The 17,295-nt window shown below is 59.8% G+C and carries 9 protein-coding genes; all 9 read right to left on the reverse strand.

Annotated elements, in window-relative coordinates:
* Nucleotides 1-193: 193 nt before the first annotated feature.
* The 9 genes from ABX749_RS03205 to ABX749_RS03245 all read right to left on the reverse strand — a co-directional run bounded on the left by ABX749_RS03205 (nt 194) and on the right by ABX749_RS03245 (nt 17,222).
* Nucleotides 194-2,923: a c-type cytochrome domain-containing protein gene (locus ABX749_RS03205; RefSeq protein WP_372894728.1), complete on the reverse strand. Its 2,730-nt coding sequence runs from the start codon at nt 2,921-2,923 to the stop codon at nt 194-196.
* 10 nt (nt 2,924-2,933) lie between these two features.
* The gene (locus ABX749_RS03210; protein ID WP_372894729.1) at nt 2,934-5,381 is read right to left on the reverse strand and encodes a DUF1549 domain-containing protein; all 2,448 of its coding nucleotides are present in this window, start codon (nt 5,379-5,381) and stop codon (nt 2,934-2,936) included.
* Nucleotides 5,382-5,450: 69 nt separating this feature from the next.
* On the reverse strand, nt 5,451-7,907 hold the full coding sequence (locus tag ABX749_RS03215; RefSeq protein WP_372894730.1) for a hypothetical protein: 2,457 nt from the start codon (nt 7,905-7,907) through the stop codon (nt 5,451-5,453).
* A 359-nt stretch (nt 7,908-8,266) separates the two neighbouring features.
* Nucleotides 8,267-11,851, reverse strand: coding sequence for a cytochrome c biogenesis protein CcsA (gene ccsA / locus ABX749_RS03220; protein WP_372894731.1), 3,585 nt, complete (start codon nt 11,849-11,851; stop codon nt 8,267-8,269).
* A 56-nt stretch (nt 11,852-11,907) separates the two neighbouring features.
* The gene (locus ABX749_RS03225; protein WP_372894732.1) at nt 11,908-13,083 is read right to left on the reverse strand and encodes a hypothetical protein; all 1,176 of its coding nucleotides are present in this window, start codon (nt 13,081-13,083) and stop codon (nt 11,908-11,910) included.
* A 160-nt stretch (nt 13,084-13,243) separates the two neighbouring features.
* Nucleotides 13,244-14,926, reverse strand: a complete 1,683-nt coding sequence (locus tag ABX749_RS03230) for a helix-turn-helix domain-containing protein (RefSeq protein WP_372894733.1) — start codon at nt 14,924-14,926, stop codon at nt 13,244-13,246.
* A gap of 84 nt (nt 14,927-15,010) precedes the next feature.
* Nucleotides 15,011-15,442 carry a hypothetical protein gene (locus tag ABX749_RS03235; RefSeq protein WP_372894734.1) on the reverse strand — a complete coding sequence of 144 codons (432 nt, stop codon included), beginning with the start codon at nt 15,440-15,442 and terminating at the stop codon, nt 15,011-15,013.
* A gap of 238 nt (nt 15,443-15,680) precedes the next feature.
* Entirely contained in the window at nt 15,681-16,535 is an 855-nt protein-coding gene (gene hisN / locus ABX749_RS03240) for a histidinol-phosphatase (RefSeq protein WP_372894735.1), read from the reverse strand.
* 21 nt (nt 16,536-16,556) lie between these two features.
* The gene (locus ABX749_RS03245) at nt 16,557-17,222 is read right to left on the reverse strand and encodes a signal peptidase II (RefSeq protein ID WP_372894736.1); all 666 of its coding nucleotides are present in this window, start codon (nt 17,220-17,222) and stop codon (nt 16,557-16,559) included.
* Between the last annotated feature and the right edge of the window lie 73 nt (nt 17,223-17,295).

The raw sequence follows: 17,295 nt of genomic DNA on the forward strand, positions 1-17,295 counted from the left end.
CCTGACTGTCACGCACAGCGTGACCTACGGCTGTCCATCGTAAAGAATACCCACGGATAGCAGCGCGAACCCACGGATGACAGGGTGCAAGAAATCCGTGGGTTCGCGCTGCTATCCGTGGGCCCAGTAATCGTTTCATCGTTCCGCAAGCTACTGCCTGACCTTCGTCCGCTCGGCAAACGCAAGGCTAAATTCAAATCGAGAGGCCTTGCAGCGTTGCGATCGCTTGATTGATCGTGGCGAGGTTGGATTGAGACTGCGAAACATGCACTTCGTCGACCTGGACCGCTTGGATCGCGTCGGCGGTTTTTGTTTCCAATGCCGAGACCATCGCGGTGGCCTCGGCAACCTTCTGTTTCAGCGATTGCTGCATCACCAACAACCCGGATGCCCTTGCTTCGCCTTCGGCAACACCAGCGATCGCGAGCTGTTCGGCCTGCGTTTTTGCGACCAAATCGACGCGATCGGCCTCGAGTTGCTTCGTCTTTTCCGCGGTAGCAGATTTCAATTGGCCGACCAACGCAATCAACGTCGCATCATCACTGGCCAGTTTCAGCGCCTGCTCCGCGTTGGTCACCGCATCGTTGAGTTCGACGATCACCTGATCAAGCGTCGCCACACCTGCCGCGGCGTTCTGCTTGGCTTCGGTCGCGCTGGTCGCTGCGGCCTTGGCGGCCTCCACCGCAGCGATGGCGGTGTTGTAATCCGCGTCATTTTTGGCAAGTTCCGCTTGCGCTGCGGCTAATTCCGCCCGCGCCTGATCGGCATTGGACTTTGCCACGTCCGCGGCTTCTTGCGAGGTGGCGTGTTGGGCTTCGAGGAGCGCGAGTTGTTGCTCGCTGTCCAGCCGTTGTTGGTGCAGTTTCTTCAGCTCGCGATCAAATTCGATTTCGCCGGTCCAACGCGACACGGCTTGCTGGGCCGATGCGACAGCGGCTGCGGCTGGATCGTGGGCTTGCTTGGCAGCGTTGAATGCGTCTTCGGCAGGTTTCCGTTTTGCCACCAGCATTTGTTCGGCCTGTTCCGCGCTGGTCCGTGCGGCGGCTGCATCACCGGCCAGCCGCTGCGCCGAATCGAGTGCCTGCTGGGCCTGTTGCAACGCCGCGAACTTGGTCGCCGCGATCCCCTTGGCGGACGTCATTTCGCTGACCTTGGTGTCCGCGGTCGTGCGGATCGTTTGGGCGGCGGCGATCAGGTTTGCGTCATTGGGCAACTGTGCCGCGGCGGCGGCCGCCTTTTCGGCAGCCTCCTTCAACATCGGTACGCTGATGGACAGTGCATCGACCGCAGTGCTGGCGACCGCATTTTCACTGGCCGCCTGTGTCATCGTCGCCTGTGCGGCGGCCAACGCGGTTGCCGCACGATCCGATTCCTGCTTCGCTTCGGCGGCGACCTTCTGCGCGGCGGCGACTTCGGTGCTGATCTGTTGCAACGCGGACTGTGCCGTCTGGTAAACCTCTGAGATCGGTTTGAATTCCGATTGGGCTGCCAGCAGCGACTCGTCAGCTTGCTTCAGCCGCGTCTCCAGCAACGGCGCGTTGCTCACCAACTGACCCAATCGCGTACCGTTGGTCGAATCATGAACGCGGATTTCGCCGCTGAAGTCGCCGGAGATCGCGCGGTGGGTTTCGTCACAGTAAGTGGCCTCCAACGCCAAATCGCCGAACGCTTCAAACGCGACTTGCTGGGCGCCATTTTGGTCCCAGGTTTTTGGGATTCGGTCTCGTCCGCACGAGAACAAGCGGCCATCGCGAGTGAATTCGACGCTCAGCGCTCCTCCACCATGCGCGCCCCAATTCTTCACGGCGCCGCCGTTTTCCATCTCCCACAGACGGATCGTCGAGTCTTCACTGCTGGATGCCAGCAGGTTGGAATCGCTGCGCCATGAAACGCTGGTGACCGCTGCGGTGTGACCTTTCAAGGTTAGATACTCGCGGCCCGTCCAGCCTTCCCAGACTTGCAAACCACCGTTGCGATCGCCCGTGGCCAGCAACACGCTATCGGGGCTGAATTCCAACGCGGTGATCCAATCGGTATGTTTGCGGATTTCGTGCAACAGTTGGCCTGTCTCGGTGGCGTAAATGCGAACGACGCGCTGTGGTCCACCGAGCGCGATCAGGGTTTGATCGGAACTGATGTCGGCGGCCAGGACTTCATCCAGTTCGTCGCCGATCTCGATGATTCGTCGGCCGCTGTGGATATCCCAGACGACCACGCGTCCGCTGGCTCCGGCGACACCGCCGCCGCAGAGCAACAGCCCGCCGTTGCGGCTGAACTTTAGAACCCGCGGCGTTCCCTCGGGAAACGGCAGCACGCCGAGCAATTCGAGTGTTTCGGTGTGGTAGAGCAGCACCTGCTTTTGGCTGCTGACGGCCGCCAGCGGTGCCCAGGGGCTGGTCGCCAGGGCGTCGATCGCGGTTCGGTCGGGCGTGAATAAAACGGGTTGTAGACTCAATCGCGCCGGCATAGGCACGGTTTCTGGTCGCGCGGTCGAGGGTGCCGCCAGCGCCAAGTCGAACTTCTTTTTCTTAGCCGCCTTGGCCGAACTTCCCGCATTCTCGAGGACGCCGCCATCGATCCACTTGCGCAGCGTCTCGATCTTCTCGTCGGCAATCTTTGGCGATTCCGGCGGCATCGAAGGCTCGTCCTGGTGGGTGACCAGGGCATACAAATAGCTGGCCGACGCGTCACCCGGTTCGATCACTTCGCCGGACGCACCGCCTTGCATCAGGGCGCTGTAGTTGGTCAGGTCCAGGTCGGCGCTTTTTTTATCCGGGTTGTGACACGACGCGCACGCTTGTGCAAAGATCGGGCGAATATGGTCGTCAAAGGTGATAACGGGCGGCTTCTTCTCTTCGGCATCCGCGGGGAGCGAAGACGAGAGAATCACGGAAAGCAGAAACAGTCGTCGTAAGTTGATCATTGCGGTCATCTTAGTGGTTGAACACAAACTCCCGTGAATTCAAAAGCGCCCAGAAGATGTCTTCGAGGGTCACTTTGATGTCCGGCGAGGTGGCAATCGCTTCGCCCAGTTTTTGTTTTTCGATGTCGGTGGGTTTGCGTGTCAGGCAGCGGACATACAGCTCGTCAACGATCTCTGCCGGTTGCTTGCCTTCGGCCAATCGTCGCTCGACAAGTTTTCCTTCGCCGATTTTGCCGCCGACGGTTTCCCCGTTGAGCAGGTGTAGTGCTTGTGAAAGATTCGGTTCGATCTGGACTTCACAGGAACAGACACTGGCGCGGGTTGCCCGGCCGAACGAGGTTAGGAAATAGGTGCTGGTGTTGCCGTTAGAAATCTGAACAGCCCGGGCACCCAAGGGAAGTCCGGCGAATTTGTTCTTGGTGTCGGTCGCTTGCGTGATCGAATCGAGTAGGATTTCGGAACGGATTCGACGCAGCGAGGCGTGGGAGAAATTGCGATCGTCACGCTTGTTCGTTTCGTTGGTCGCGGTGCTCAACTGATACGTTCGCGACGTGCAAATGTCGCGCACCAGCCGCTTGAAGTCATAGTTGTACTCGATGAATGATTCCGACAGCGCGGCCATCAATTCGGCGTTGACCGGCGGATTGCTGACCCGCACATCGTCGACTTCGTTGATGATCCCTTTGCCGAAGAAATGATTCCAAACGATGTTGGCGAGGTTCGGTGCGAAGTAGGGGTTGTCCTTGGACGCCAGCCAATCGGCCATCACCGCACGGCGATCTTTGCCGGCGACATCCGGCGCGTCGGAGCCGAGGAACTTGGGCGCCATGACCCGGCCATCGACGGGATGCTTCACCTCACCACCGCCGCTGTTGAAGACGATGGTTTCGCGTGGATCTTCGGCCTGCTTGCGCCCGATTTGCGAAAAAAACGCCGCAAAGCTGTAGTAGTCATCCATCGTCCAGCGATCGAAGGGATGATTGTGACACTGGGCACACTGAATCCGCATCCCCATGAACACTTGAGCGACGTTTTCGGAAACCTTCAGCGGATCGGTTTCCATCTGGTAATAGTTGGTCGCCGCGTTTTCGAACGTGCCGCCGCTGGCACTCAGTAATTCCTGCACCATCTTGTCGATCGGGACTTCGGCGGCCAGTTTCTCTTGCAGCCAGTTGTAATAGCGCAGCATCGGTTTGTAGGCGATCTGCTGCGTGGTACGAATCATCAACAACTCGGCCCATTTCATCACCCACAGCTCGACGAACTCTTTGCGGTCCAGCAGTTCATCGACCAACTTGTCGCGTTTCTTCGGGTCGTCGTCGGCCACAAATCGCTCGTATTCTTCGATCGTGGGAAGCATGTCGACGATATCCAGCGTCGCCCGACGCAAGTATTCTTCGTCGCTGCAGATGTCCGAAGGATTGATCCGCAGCTTGTGCAGTTTCGCGTGAATGTGCGTGTCGATATAGTTGAAATCTTTGGCATCGTTCCACTGGAACTGCAGGTCCTTGGGCAACACGATGACGTGAGATCCGACGGTATGGGTGTCGAACCGGGCCATGATGAACGCCTCGCCCCGATTGGCCGCGGTGACCATGCCGTCGGCGGAGATCGGCGCCGAGTTGTCGTTGTTGGAGAGGAAGGACGCGAGTGACGTGACGTCGCGATCGGTTCCATCGGAATAGTGGGCGCGGACGCTGACACGCTGTGTCGTGCCTTCACCATCCAACACTGCGGTTTCCGGAAACACTTCCACTTTCGTCACCCGGGGAACTTCGCCGGGATCGTTCACCGCGCCGGCCTGATGCCACCGCAACAGTGTTTGCGCATATTCGCTTTCCATTGCGAATCGCTGACCGCCGGTGTGGGGAACGGATCCGACCGATTTTTGGATCAACAGGCTTTCTTCCGGAAGCGACAGATTGATTCGCCGGCCGGGGAACTGTCGCGTCAAGCGAAAATGATCGCCGTCGGGATCGTAACCGAACAGCGAGAGCATGAAGCCGTCTTTCCCCCGCGCCGCGCCGTGACAACTACCCGTGTTACAGCCAGCTCGCATGAAGATTGGCATCACATCCAGTTTGAAACTGACCGGCGGTTGAGCGCCCGAGTCCTTGACCACGACCGGCAGAACCGCCTGGTGGCTTGCGTACTCCACCTTCAATTCGGTGGAACCATCGGATTGCGGATAGACCACGTTGGACTCCAGCCGCGCCAGCGTGGCGTCACCGAGCGAGAAGGTTGTCTGGTCGGTGACGTCCTCCGTGATGCCGTCGGCAAACACGGACTGGACGATCACAGATTGATGATCTCGCGCGTTCGTCAGATCGACGTTGGGCGGGTAGACGCGTATCGAGACGGGAACACGCGTCTCGGTCAAACTCGCGGGCTCGGCCGCCGGCACTGCGGTGACGACGGCGATCAACGCGGCCAAGGCGAGGAAGTGTTGTGATTTCATGACGATGATTTGCGACTGCATCCGAAAGGGCTGGAGGATGAGTGGTGGAGGTGATTGGCGTTGGCGACGCTAAGGCTGTTCGGTTCGCGATTCTTGGCGTTGCTGAGCGGCCAGTCGCAGTTTTTCCAATCGCGATAGCGGTTTGGTTGGCGGCGGCTCGGGTGCCTTGGCCGGTTCAGGCGGAGCTTGGACGGTTGCCTCCGGCATCGCTGCCGGCGTGGGGACAGGTTGGGTGACCGGCGGCGGAAGCGGAACGTCGATTTGCAGTTCAACATTCCCCGCGCGACTGACGATCGCATCGCCGTTCTGCGGAATCGTCACTTGGCAAAACAGGGTGTGTTTTCCGACGGGGCTATCGCCTTCGGTCGTGACCTTGAATGTCAACTCGGTCGTGTCTTTGGAAAACGACAGGGGTTCGATCCCGACCTTGGGCGGCATGCCGACCAACTCCGCCTTCGCCTCTCCCTCAAATGCCGTCGTGTGATTCAGCTTGCACAGCAGCAACGTTTCTTTGCCCTGTTCGCACGCCGCCCGCTGCAGTTCGAAACGAACGTAGGCGTCAGTGATTTCTAGTGGCGTCAATTGCGAAGACGCCCACATCCCTTGCGATGTCGCCAGGGCAAATACCTTCCAGTTTTTGATCTCGGCCGCCCCGTTGGCGTTGATCGGATACAGGACTTCGGTTTGCCCCTTGGGCAGGTTGACGCTTGGCCCGGCCCCGACTCCCGGTGGGCGGTAGGGCAATTGGACTTGGATGTCTTCGTCCCAGCCTTCCTTTTTGTGGGCGATGATCTTCAGATTCATCGATCCGTCTCGAACCAGTGGCACTTTGGGGGGCTCGATCTCGATCCGGAACGGCACTTCATCGACAACCGCGACGGCAAGTTTGTCGACGTCTTTCCAGCGGTAGAGGGATTGATTGGGTTCGCCGATCAGGTAGTCGGCTCGATTGACGAACCCGCCGCGAATGGTCTGGTTCGGGTCGGCGTGTCTGGCGAGAAAGTCGATCAAGGCGCCGCTCAGTTGTGCGTCGGCGGTGGCTTCGAAGACAACGGGCATCGTGTTTTGGTTTGCCGGCATCGGATCACATTGCATCGTCAGTCCTGCCGGCAAGTGTTCGGCCAGCAACACCAGGTCGCCGCCGAAGTTCATCCGATTGGCGGTGATCAGAGTGCCGAATCGGTTCCCCTTGGGCACAAAGACCTGTTGGCGATACTGTCCATAGCGTTCGTTGCGGGGAATACCGAGCATGAGGGCCGGCTGAACGGCTTGAAACTCGATTCGGTAGACCAAATCGGGACCGCCGCGTCCCAAATGGTCGTTCACCCGAATCACGTACTCGGCGTCTTCGGGAACCGTGAATCGGATGTAGGCATCGGGACCTCGCGAATCGTCATTGCCGGCGAGGTGTCGTCCGTCGGCGAAGTAAAGATTTAGCACGGGGTCCAGCCCGGAGCGAATGCGTCGCGCGAAACACTCCACTTCGTAAACCTGTCCCTTTTTGGCGGCGAATTTGAAGCAATCCACGTCGCCGGCGGTTTCGATGATGCCGTTGAACGCGAGCGGCAACTCGACCGGTGTCCCCTGGCTGACTTCGTTGTTCGGTTCCTGTTCAAAGGCATTGCCATGCTCGAACAACCGGAACGGGTTGGGCGTGGGCGAAACGCCACCTTCGTCCTCGGCGAAGACTCCGAAATCGGTGACCGGATTGGCGGGCAGCTGAACCTTGCTGGTCAGTTCACCGGCAGGCATCCCCAGGAAACGCACGTCGATTTCGTCGCCCATCTTTCCGCCGGCGGGGAACGGCACCTTGGGTCGTGGGAAGGTGCCGACGTGAAGTCGGTAATTGTTGCCGGCTGCATAAGCGCTTTCACGCACTTCGATGAAATAGGTTCCATCGGCGGGAGCGATGATGGACGCAAAGCCGTCTTGCAACGCCAGTGCGGTGTCATCGTTGGTGGCAAGCTCGAATCGTTTTTCGTCCAGGATCGCGACGTAGGGGTCGAACATCGCGGTGCTCAATCGCATCGCGACGATTTCGACCGAGATTCGCTGTCCCTGTTTGGCATCCACCGAAAAGTAGTCGACGTCTTCGTTGGTGATGGTTCCATTGACGACATGTCCCAGCGCGATCGTTTGCGGCGTGTTGAAGTCACTGTTGGGTTCCACTTCGTCGACCACCGGCAGGTCTTCGATGTACAAGGTGCGGTAGTCCGAGATGCCCGTGGCAGTTCGCACCTGCGCGACGTGTTCACCCAAGCGACAGTTCGGTGCGACGCGGATTTTGACGGTTGCGTTGTTGCCTTCTCCCTTGACCTCCAGCACTTCCAGGCCGTCGTCGTAAAACAAGATGTCTTGAACGTCACCCAAGTTGGAACCGATGAATGTCAATTGATGTTCGGCACCGCGTTGGATTCCACGCGGGGTCACGCTGGTCAGTCGCGGCGACGCCGCTGGGCAGACGCCGCAGTTGGCGATGCCGGTGGAGATCGCCAGCGCGACGAGAATTCGGCACAAAATGGACATGCACAGTTTCCGGTGAAGTAATCAGTGGGATACTACTTTGACACCCATCGGGGTGTTCTTGTTAGCGGTAGGGCGCGAGCCCTCCGGTCTTCCACGGCCTGTTAGCGGCAGGGCGCAAGCCCAATACCTCTAAATCGAAATTGATGGGCGCCCGGACGCTGGCGCGAACCGGCTGATATCAATTGATGATCAGCCGTTTGGCGCGAGCCTACGGGCCCTACGCTGGTCAAAACCTTGTCGATTGAGCGGTATTGGGCTCGCGCCCTACCGCTAACAAGTAACACCCCGTTCGGAATCAAGTCGACGCCAGTGGCGTACGCTTCCAGCTTGCGACTCAGCCTGGATGCCAAGCAGGATGCTTACCCCACTTTGCGCCAAGCGAGTAGGCCTGCGATCAAGAACGCGAACTGCGTCGCCATGAAGATCGTCAGCCACATCAGCACGCCTTGGGTGAAGCCGTAGCTGTGCAACCCGATCCCCAATTCGTTGGTCCCGAACCAGCTCCACGCCGTGACGATATTGCCGCCGATGGAGAGGATCGCGAAGCCGCGCGCCTTGACCATCCCGTCCCAGCGGGCGTGCAGCATCAATGCGTTCCAAATCACGATCAGCAACGCACCGTTTTCTTTCGGGTCCCAGCCCCAGAAGCGACCCCAGCTGTCATCGGCCCACAACCCGCCCAGGATGGTCCCGACGGTACTGAACAGGATCCCGAAGCACGCGGCGCCGTAGATCATTCGATACAGCGATCGCCCCGCGCGTTCTTCGGCGCCGATCCAGTTACTGATCAGATAACCGATCCCCAGCATGCCGGCCACCATCGTCGCGACGTAGCCCAGCGAAACGCTGATCACGTGGGTCGCCAACCAGAACTGGGTGTCCAAGACGGCTTGCAAGACCGGCATCGTGTCGCCACTGCTAAGCCCACGTGCGACCAACAGCGAAAGCGTTCCCGCGGTCGCGGCGACCAGGTTGCCGAATCCGAGTCGATAGATTCGGTCGATCACCAGCCCGCCCAGAACGGCCGCCCAGCCGATGAACACGGCCGACGAGTAAATGTTGATGACCGGTGCCCGGCCGGTGATGTAAATGCGGCTGAGAATGGCGACCGAGTGAATCAGTGCCGCGACCAGCAACACGCCCCACGTCGCGTTCCTTAGGCGGTGGTCCCCGATCGCCAAGAACAGCAACGCCATCACCATCGAAAGGATGTACAAGATGGTCGCGCGGACCTCTGGTGAATTGGATTCCATCCAACGTTCCAGCGCCACCTTTTTAGAATTCAGCCCGGGGATCGGGTACGCGGCCGAAAGTGCCAATTGGTCATCGACGGCTTGGTTAAAACCTTCGTAATCTTTCTTTTCGTCGCTGTACGATTCGATCATCCGGCTGAACGGGTCCGAAGCCAATTGGCGATCGGGATCGTCCGACGGCCCCATGGAAGCATCGGCAAAGAACGCGGGGGCGAAGGCTGACCAATCAGGATCGTTGACGGCGCCGGTCGCCTCGTCCTGAGTCGGAGGAACGATCCGGGCGGTCGGCATGTTCTGGATCGATGCCATCCGTCGCTGCAATTCATCGATCGCGAATCGCCGCACCATTTCTTCGGTGATGCCTTCGGGCAAGTTGTCTGTCGGAATCTCTGGCGGACGCGGCAATTGGAACGCTTCGGCGGTCAACATGTATTGACGGGTTCGGCGATCCAGCTCAAGCAGCTTCTTTTCTTTAAACGACAACGCCGCTTCGTCTTTACCGCGAGCCGCCTTGATCAGCGCGTCGGCCTTGGGCCATTCGGTCAGCAACTCATCGAGCGAGTACAGCCGACTCTCACGCCGGTCCAATTTCAATTGACTACGCACCTCTTCGGCATCGACGCGGAACATCGGCAAGTAACGCAGTGCGGGATCGTCGATCGCGACTTCCATCAACCACTGCATCGCCGACATGCTTTTCTTGTCGACGCGGCTCTTGATGGCCCCCGGAGCGTTTTCCATCGGCAGCGATTCTTTGTTGCTGATCGCCTTGAGCGTCTGACGGGCGAAAGCATCCAGAGGCAAGACCCGGCCGCCGAACTGGGCGGGGATTTTGCCGGCGGTATAGAAGTCATAGTCCTTGTCACGCGAATCGGGCCGCAGCGACGTCATCGCCGCGGGCCATGGAATGAGCATCATCAGGGCAAGCACGGCCGCGATGTTGAACGCGATCACGGCCGGCCGCGAGGACGTCAACACTTGTCGATCCTCTTGGCTCAGTTCGGCCATCTCCTTGGCTCGTTCTCGTTCCCGACGTCCGACGAAACGCTTGAGCGTGCCGGTGAAGTGGGCCAGCATGCCGAGCGCCATGATGCTGCAAGCGACGTAGGGGATCAGCCAACCGCTGTTGCGCACCACCTGCAGCCCCGTCAGTTCTTTTCCACCGGGTAGCGGCGTGTAACTGGATTGGAAAAACGTTTCGCCGCGGTAGCGAAGCGGGTTGTTCATCCAGACCCGCTCGCGACGATCTTCGCCGGTTTCGGTGTCGATGATGCGAATGTAAGAACTGTAGTCCCGTGGCGTTTCGGTGCCGCTGTAATTGCGGCGTTGGACGTCTTCCAAGTGAACCCAATACGGCTTCACCTCGCGATGGTACTTCAGCCCGATCTTGTATTCCGTCTCGTTGATTGTGACTTCGTCGTAAACGTCCTTGGCCGTTCCGCCCGGTACCAACGTCTCTCGATCGGACAGCATTTGGCTGACCAGATGCGTGCCCAGCGACTCGCCGGTCTCCTTGTCGATCAATTCGATGTAGGCGGCCGCCACGTTCACTTCACCATCGGTCCCGCCACGCTTGCGTGCTTCGACGGCCTGGACTTCCAAACCGACACCCTTGGTTGCCGGGTTGCCGGTCGGTTTCGGATTGATCAGATCCGAGTTTTCGTAGAACGCGACCACCTTCACATCGGCCGGCAACGCGTCGTCGCGAATCAATTCGCCCGTGGACAAGGCTTGACCGATTTGCGGGCCGGGAATGGCCGTCACCATGTCCTCTTCTTCGCCGGGCACGATGAAGGTCAGTTCCACCTTGTCCAGGTTGATCAACGCGTTGGTCGATTCGCCTTCGACCAGACTGATCCGCTGTTCCAACTGGCGATCGCCGAACGCGAACTGCCCGAACATCAACAGTCCGACGCCGAAGTGCAGCAACAGATTGCCGCCTTGGCGTCCGAAGATCAGCAAACACCCGACCAACAAGATGACGCCGGCACCGAGTCCCTTGGTCAATTGCCAAACAATTCGCAGCCCCGGATCACCGATCCGCGCGCCGCTGAACAACGTGTACGCGATGATGCCCGCCAACAGCGCCGCGGTGATGTAACCGAGGACGCGTAGTGAGCGATGCTTGACATTGGTCGACACGGCAGTCAAACCGATCGCGGCGGCGACCCCGATGCCCTGCACGACGTACCAGAGAGACTCATAGGAGATCGGTGGCGCGCCCTGCAATCCGTCGCTGCTGTGTCCGCTGGCGATGATCAATCCCGCAACGACAAACCCGGCCAGGATAAACGTGATGCCGGCGGCCAAGCGTCCGCCCGTTGCCGACACTCGGAACCGCGTCGTCTTGGACGCAATCAAGTTGATCATCAGCAACACGCCGATCAACGCACCACCGGGAAACGGGATGATCCCGCGGATCGGATTGGCGTGTGGAAAAAACGCTTGGGGGAAGAAATCATCAAAGTGCATCCAAGCGATCCAAGAAACGAAGTACCGCTCCTTGACGTCTTGCATGTTCATTTCGTCCTGGGCCAGCGTGCCGACCAAGACGATGATCAACGAGGCGGCAAACAGGCCGACGGTCAGCTTGAGCGAACCGAGTGCCGCCAGCACATCGGCCGACGAGATCACGGTCGATTCTTCGCGTTCTTTCGGAAACTGGCCGGACGGGTTGGGAATAGTCGCCATGTGCTTTCTACGGTTTGTTTTGATTCGGCTGAACGGGAATTCGGCTGAACGGGGATTTAAAACGAAAGCGAATCCAAAAACGCTCTCATCGCGTCGGACTGCTCTGCGACGGTTTCGGGATCACCCGTCATTTTAATGAACTTGCTGCGTCCACCTTCCATTTCAACAATTGTCGCATCGATCGATTTCTGTCCCTTTTCGGCGTCGCCTGCGATGATAAACCGCTGTGCCGGACGGCCGGAAACGTCGAATTTCTCCGCACCGGCCATCATTTCATCCACGGCGGACTCCTCGGGCTTTCCACCGGCGACCTGCCCCATCCAGCGTGCGACGTTACTACGCAGGTCTCCGCCGGCCGTGATCACCGTGATTTCTGACTCGCCGACTTTGAACGCCGCTTCACGCATCCCGCCGGGCCGGACGTCCAAGCGTTCCCAACCCTCGGGCGTCTCCGACTGGAGCGACGCTTGCGTCGGCGTGCCCTGTGGCGGACTGCCGGTCGACGCGTTGACGGGTGGTCGCGCGGCCGGCGGCATGCCCATCGGACCGGCACCGGGCATCATTCCCATCGGAGCGGCCGTGGCGGCTCCGGGCTGTCCCACCAGATCCACCCAGACGGCTTGGCCCTCGGCCGCAGCCAGCTCGATCGATTCGCCGCCGGACCATTTCTCCGACGACGGCTTCAAGCCGACTTGGCCGCGCCAACGGTTCACGTTTTGCTGGACGTAATCGTTCCACGCCGCCTCGTCCATTGTGCCGGGAACCGACAGGTTGGAAATGCTCAGGTCCAATTGCTTCTTGGGCGTGTTGATATCGATCGTGGCGAAACGCATCGGCTTTTTTCCGCCGCGACGCCATCCTTCAGGCAGCGGTTCGAGCACGGGTTCGTCACTGGAATCGAATTGGACACTTTTGACAAACGATTGAAACTCGTCGTCGATCAGCGCCACCGCGTCTTCGGGGCCGAGAATCTTGAAGAACCAAACCTTTTCGCCGCGAGGGACCATCACCGCCAACAACCGATCCTTGCCCGGCAGCAACTGCTCGGGGACCTTCGTGGGAATCTTGTAGGTGACGATTCCTTCGGGTTGCTCACACCCACCGATGATCAGCATCGCGAACATCAGCGCTGCGATCTTCAGCGTGGCCAGCATCCGCACCGGCGGGACGGCCAGCCGTCTTCGGATCCCACCACCGTGGTGGCGTACTTTCTCTCTCAGATCCGGAATCATGGGCGCGGTCATAGCGGGGGCAGGCGGGAGGGTGAAGTCCGTTTCGGGGTGGGAACGCGGCGTCCGTACCTGGTTAGTATAGACGCGCCACCACCCTTCTTCGTACCCGCCAAGGCCAAACCCGAGTCAGGAATCCCAGCCGATCAGGAATCTCCGCCGATCAGGAATCCCAGCCCATCAATCCGATCAGCGAATCGGTCAGGGCGCTGACCGGCGAGGAGATATCGTTGTAGGTCCACATGTTGCGAACCAAGTCGGTCATCAGCATGCCGCCCAGCGAAAGCGTCAGGATGATGAACATCAGCGCCAGACACTGCAGCATCGAAAAGGGAACTTCGTAGCCCCCCATGCCGGAGACTGCACCGACCGAAGGCGATTCGTCGACCTCGTCCATCTCGATCGCTTCGCCACCCAGAACGTCCCCGTCCATGCCGGCGGGTGATTCATCGAACGCATCGGCCTCCAGCGGTTCGGCATCGCTAAACCCGGCATCGGCAAATCCCGCGTCGTCGGCGAAGTCATCGTTGAATTCAACGGCCTCACCGACCAATTCCGAATCCTCGACTTCGATGACTTGCGAGCTGCTTTCCAGATCCGCGTCCAAGCCGACGCCGGAGGGTGAAAGCTGGAACTCCTCGTCCGACCCGCTGCCTCCGGCGTTCTTACCGCTGGATCCAGAAATCCCGCTGCCGTCGGTCAGTTCGGCACCCAAGTCCAGCGCCGACAGACTGCTGCCGGCCAGATCCAGGGGCTCGCTCTCGAGCGACAATCCGCTGTCGCTCGGGCTCATCAGGTTGATGCCACTGTCGCCGGCGACCGAAATATCGCTGACGCTGTCGAGCATCAAATCGGCGTCGTCATCGGCGATCACCAGGTCATCGTCCTCGTCCAACGCGTCGTCCATCTCGTTGATGACGCTGGAACCGAGCCCGCTGCCCAGGCCCGACGAGGTCAACAGATTTTCGCTGTCGCCCGAAATCAGACCGCTTCCGCTGCCGGATTGTTCGGCACCGAGCAGATCCAATTCGCTCAAGACATCCGCACCAGACGACTTCAGCTGTTCCCCGGAATCCGGCGAATCGAGTTCGTTCATCAATTCAAGACTGCTCGCCCCGGCGGCTTTGACCTGCAGTTCGTCCTCGGACAGCGAATCCAAATCCAAGCTGTCCGAATCCTCGCCCAACATCAGATCATCGCTATCGTCTTCGGACAATGAACCGGCGAAAGCGAATTCATCGTCCGAACTGGCGCCATCGGTGACGTCGACGTCGCTGATCGAGATTTTGTCGGCCTCGGCTTGGATCTCTGCTTTGGCGACCGGCCCGGTGCTGCCCTCTTTGGGATCGATGGCGACATCGATCGAATCAACGCTGTCGTCCATCAACGCCGGGTCGTTGAGTTTTAATTCCGCCGAATCGATTTCTTGCAGTGCGTTTTCGTCACTCTCGAACAGCGAATCCTGCTCCAACTCGTCGCCCAGCTTGCCGCTGTCCGACGCCACCAGTTCGACGTCGCTGCCCTCTTCTCTGGAGCCCGTCACCAAGTTGACGTCACTGCCTTCGCCGGGCGTTTCCGAACCGATGCCCAAATCGCTGCCGTCAGCGTCGGCGGCCGAATCGCCACCGATCACGCTGCCCGATCCCGAGCCGGATTCACCGACCAGAATCCCAGACCCGAATCCGTCGGCCAATTCATCCGCCAAACGGTCGATTTCGGTGTCGGGGAACTTCCAACTGGAACCGTCACGAAAACCGCGGACTTGGCCTTGGCTGCGAAGTTCAACGAGGCGATCGGTGCTGATCCCAAGTTTTGCAGCAGCTTCTTCAAGTGACAGATAAGACATGGGCGAAGATTGATTCGAGCGGGGGGGAGAAACTATGGGTACGACTGATGCCCCTTTCCCTATCGCTCGGATCGCCGGCAAACGCTACTTCACCTGACTGCCAAGAAGTCGGATTTGACCGGGAAGTGGCTTCGTCAGATTGAGCGATAAGGAAAAGTCGGCATCGATCGGGCGGCTGCTGACCAAGCGGATCTGGCCCGACCTATCGATATGATACACGGCGATTTGCATTTTTCCGGTATGAACCAGCGTAATTGTTTGACTTCCCGAGCCGTCAAATCCGTTAAACCCGATCAACTCCCCCGCCGCCGCGACTTGCGGCCCCTTTTCGCTCGCGCCGAGCTGCATCGCGGACGGTCCCACACCCTGCACCGCCTGTCCGGGGGGCAACCCGGCTTCGTAACCGCCGGCCCCCGCGTTTTCCGGAATCCCATAAGGCGACGGCTGGTCGGCAACCCCGCCGACGACCAAGGCTGACAGCAGTCCCAATCCCAGCAATCCGATTCGCCAATGCATCCTGCAGTCTCCTAAAGTGGATTCGATCATCCGTTGTTTTTACTAGCGGTAGGGCGCGAGCCCTCCGGTCTTTCAAACTGTTTTCAAACCGCCACCGGACGGCTCGCGCCGTTCCGCTACCGCCTCAGCGCCAAGCCACCGGACGGCTCGCGCCGTTCCGCTTCAGCGCCGATACGGATGGGCCCGCTCGCCGTCCGTCGCGTCTCAGCTTGCACCCCGTGCTACCAATCCGCCGGCATCACTCGCAACCCAGAATCTGGCAAACCGCGTCGTGAAGCGGCCCGTTGGTGCCCAGCCCGTCGCCGCCGCGGACCGTCGCGACGCCTTTCCAATCCGTGAACCGGCCTCCCGATTCCACCATCACCGGCAGGATCGCGGCCACGTCCCAGGCATTGCAGACCGGATCGATCATCACATCGGCCCGCCCCGTCGCGACCAGCAAATAGCCGTAACCATCGCCCCAGGTCCGGGTGATCCAGCACGCCCGCTCGATCCGTTTGAACGTCTCGGCTGAGTCGCGGGCGTCAAAGGAATCCACCTGGCTGGTCACAAATACCGCTTGAGACAACTCGGTCCGCCCGGAGACGCGAGCGGGTGTCCAGCCCTGCAGGGTTCCATCGATCGATCGCGTCTGATGCCAGCATCCATGACCGAGTGCCGCGACCACCATTTCACCGAGTGCGGGAATGAAGATCACGCCGCCGATCGGCTGGCCATCTTTTTCCAATGCCAGCAACGTCGAATACAGCGGCACCCCACACACAAACGACTTGGTGCCGTCGATCGGATCGACCACCCAGCGATACCGTGACTGGCCCACCGTCTCGGCGAATTCTTCTCCCTGAACCGTGTCCTCGGGAAAGGCCTCCGCGATTTGCTCGCGGACGAGCTGCTCGGCTTCGCGATCGGCGATCGTCACCGGCGAGTCATCTTTTTTCGCATCGACACGCAAATCCCCCGAGCCGAAGTACTTCAGGGTATGCTCCCCAGCGGCGCGTGCGATCGAAACCATGGCCGAAAGCCGGCCGGATTCGAGCGACGACCAGGCGTCCGGTCCAGTTAATTCCGTCGATCCCATGTTTGAATCCGTCATGCGTTTGTCGTTGTCTTTGGGTCACGTTGTCGGTTGGTCAGCCTGTCCGTCATCGCCGACCGCTGGACCGGCAAATTGTCCGGGAAAGAAGCTTTGGTACAGCAGCATCCCGGCCCCGACGACCAACAGCGAATCGGCGATGTTGAAATTGGGCCAGGTCCACTGTTCGTTGATCCGCCACAGGATCCAGTCGCGGACGCCGCTGCGCCATTGGTCTGGATAGCCGGTTTGCCACCAAAACCCCAAGCGATCGTAAAGATTGCCGATGATCCCGCCGCCGACCATCCCCAACGCCACGGTCAACCACATCGACTCGGCCGCCCGGAACCAAAACAACCAGACCACGATCCCGATCGCCGCGATGACGCTCATGCCGGCAAAAAAGGTCCCCTGCCCTGCCCCGACGCCGAACACGGCGCCGATATTGACGGCCGTCTCGATTCCGAAATACGGCTCCCAGACCCACCAAATGTCACTCTGGGTCGGCAAGCCGCGCCAGCGAAACACCGCGGCTTTGCTCCACAAATCCAGTCCTCCGCCGACCACCGCGATCGAAAGAAAAATCCAGAATCGGCCGACCAGCGATAGCGGGGCAGGCGTCGCATCATCGGAACGCCCGGCTTCGGAGTGATCGGCTTCGAAGTGATCGGCGTCGGAGTGATCGGTTGTCGGTTCAGCTTGATTCATCGTCGTTCTGCTGGCCCGATTGGGACGCCGCCAGCGATCGTTGCGTGGGAGTGATGGGAACGCCTACACGGTA

Origin of the sequence: Stieleria sp. (assembly GCF_041595215.1) — a bacterium.
In the GTDB taxonomy this organism is placed as follows: Bacteria; Planctomycetota; Planctomycetia; order Pirellulales; family Pirellulaceae; genus Stieleria; species Stieleria magnilauensis.

Coding starts and splice junctions, on each gene's coding strand:
- ABX749_RS03230 (WP_372894733.1), bottom strand. CDS start 14,926: ATGTCTTATCTGTCACTTGAAGAAGCTGCTGCAAAACTTGGGATCAGC.
- ABX749_RS03245 (WP_372894736.1), bottom strand. CDS start 17,222: ATGAATCAAGCTGAACCGACAACCGATCACTCCGACGCCGATCACTTC.
- hisN (WP_372894735.1), bottom strand. CDS start 16,535: ATGACGGATTCAAACATGGGATCGACGGAATTAACTGGACCGGACGCC.
- ABX749_RS03225 (WP_372894732.1), bottom strand. CDS start 13,083: ATGATTCCGGATCTGAGAGAGAAAGTACGCCACCACGGTGGTGGGATC.
- ABX749_RS03205 (WP_372894728.1), bottom strand. CDS start 2,923: ATGATCAACTTACGACGACTGTTTCTGCTTTCCGTGATTCTCTCGTCT.
- ccsA (WP_372894731.1), bottom strand. CDS start 11,851: ATGGCGACTATTCCCAACCCGTCCGGCCAGTTTCCGAAAGAACGCGAA.
- ABX749_RS03210 (WP_372894729.1), bottom strand. CDS start 5,381: ATGAAATCACAACACTTCCTCGCCTTGGCCGCGTTGATCGCCGTCGTC.
- ABX749_RS03215 (WP_372894730.1), bottom strand. CDS start 7,907: ATGTCCATTTTGTGCCGAATTCTCGTCGCGCTGGCGATCTCCACCGGC.
- ABX749_RS03235 (WP_372894734.1), bottom strand. CDS start 15,442: ATGCATTGGCGAATCGGATTGCTGGGATTGGGACTGCTGTCAGCCTTG.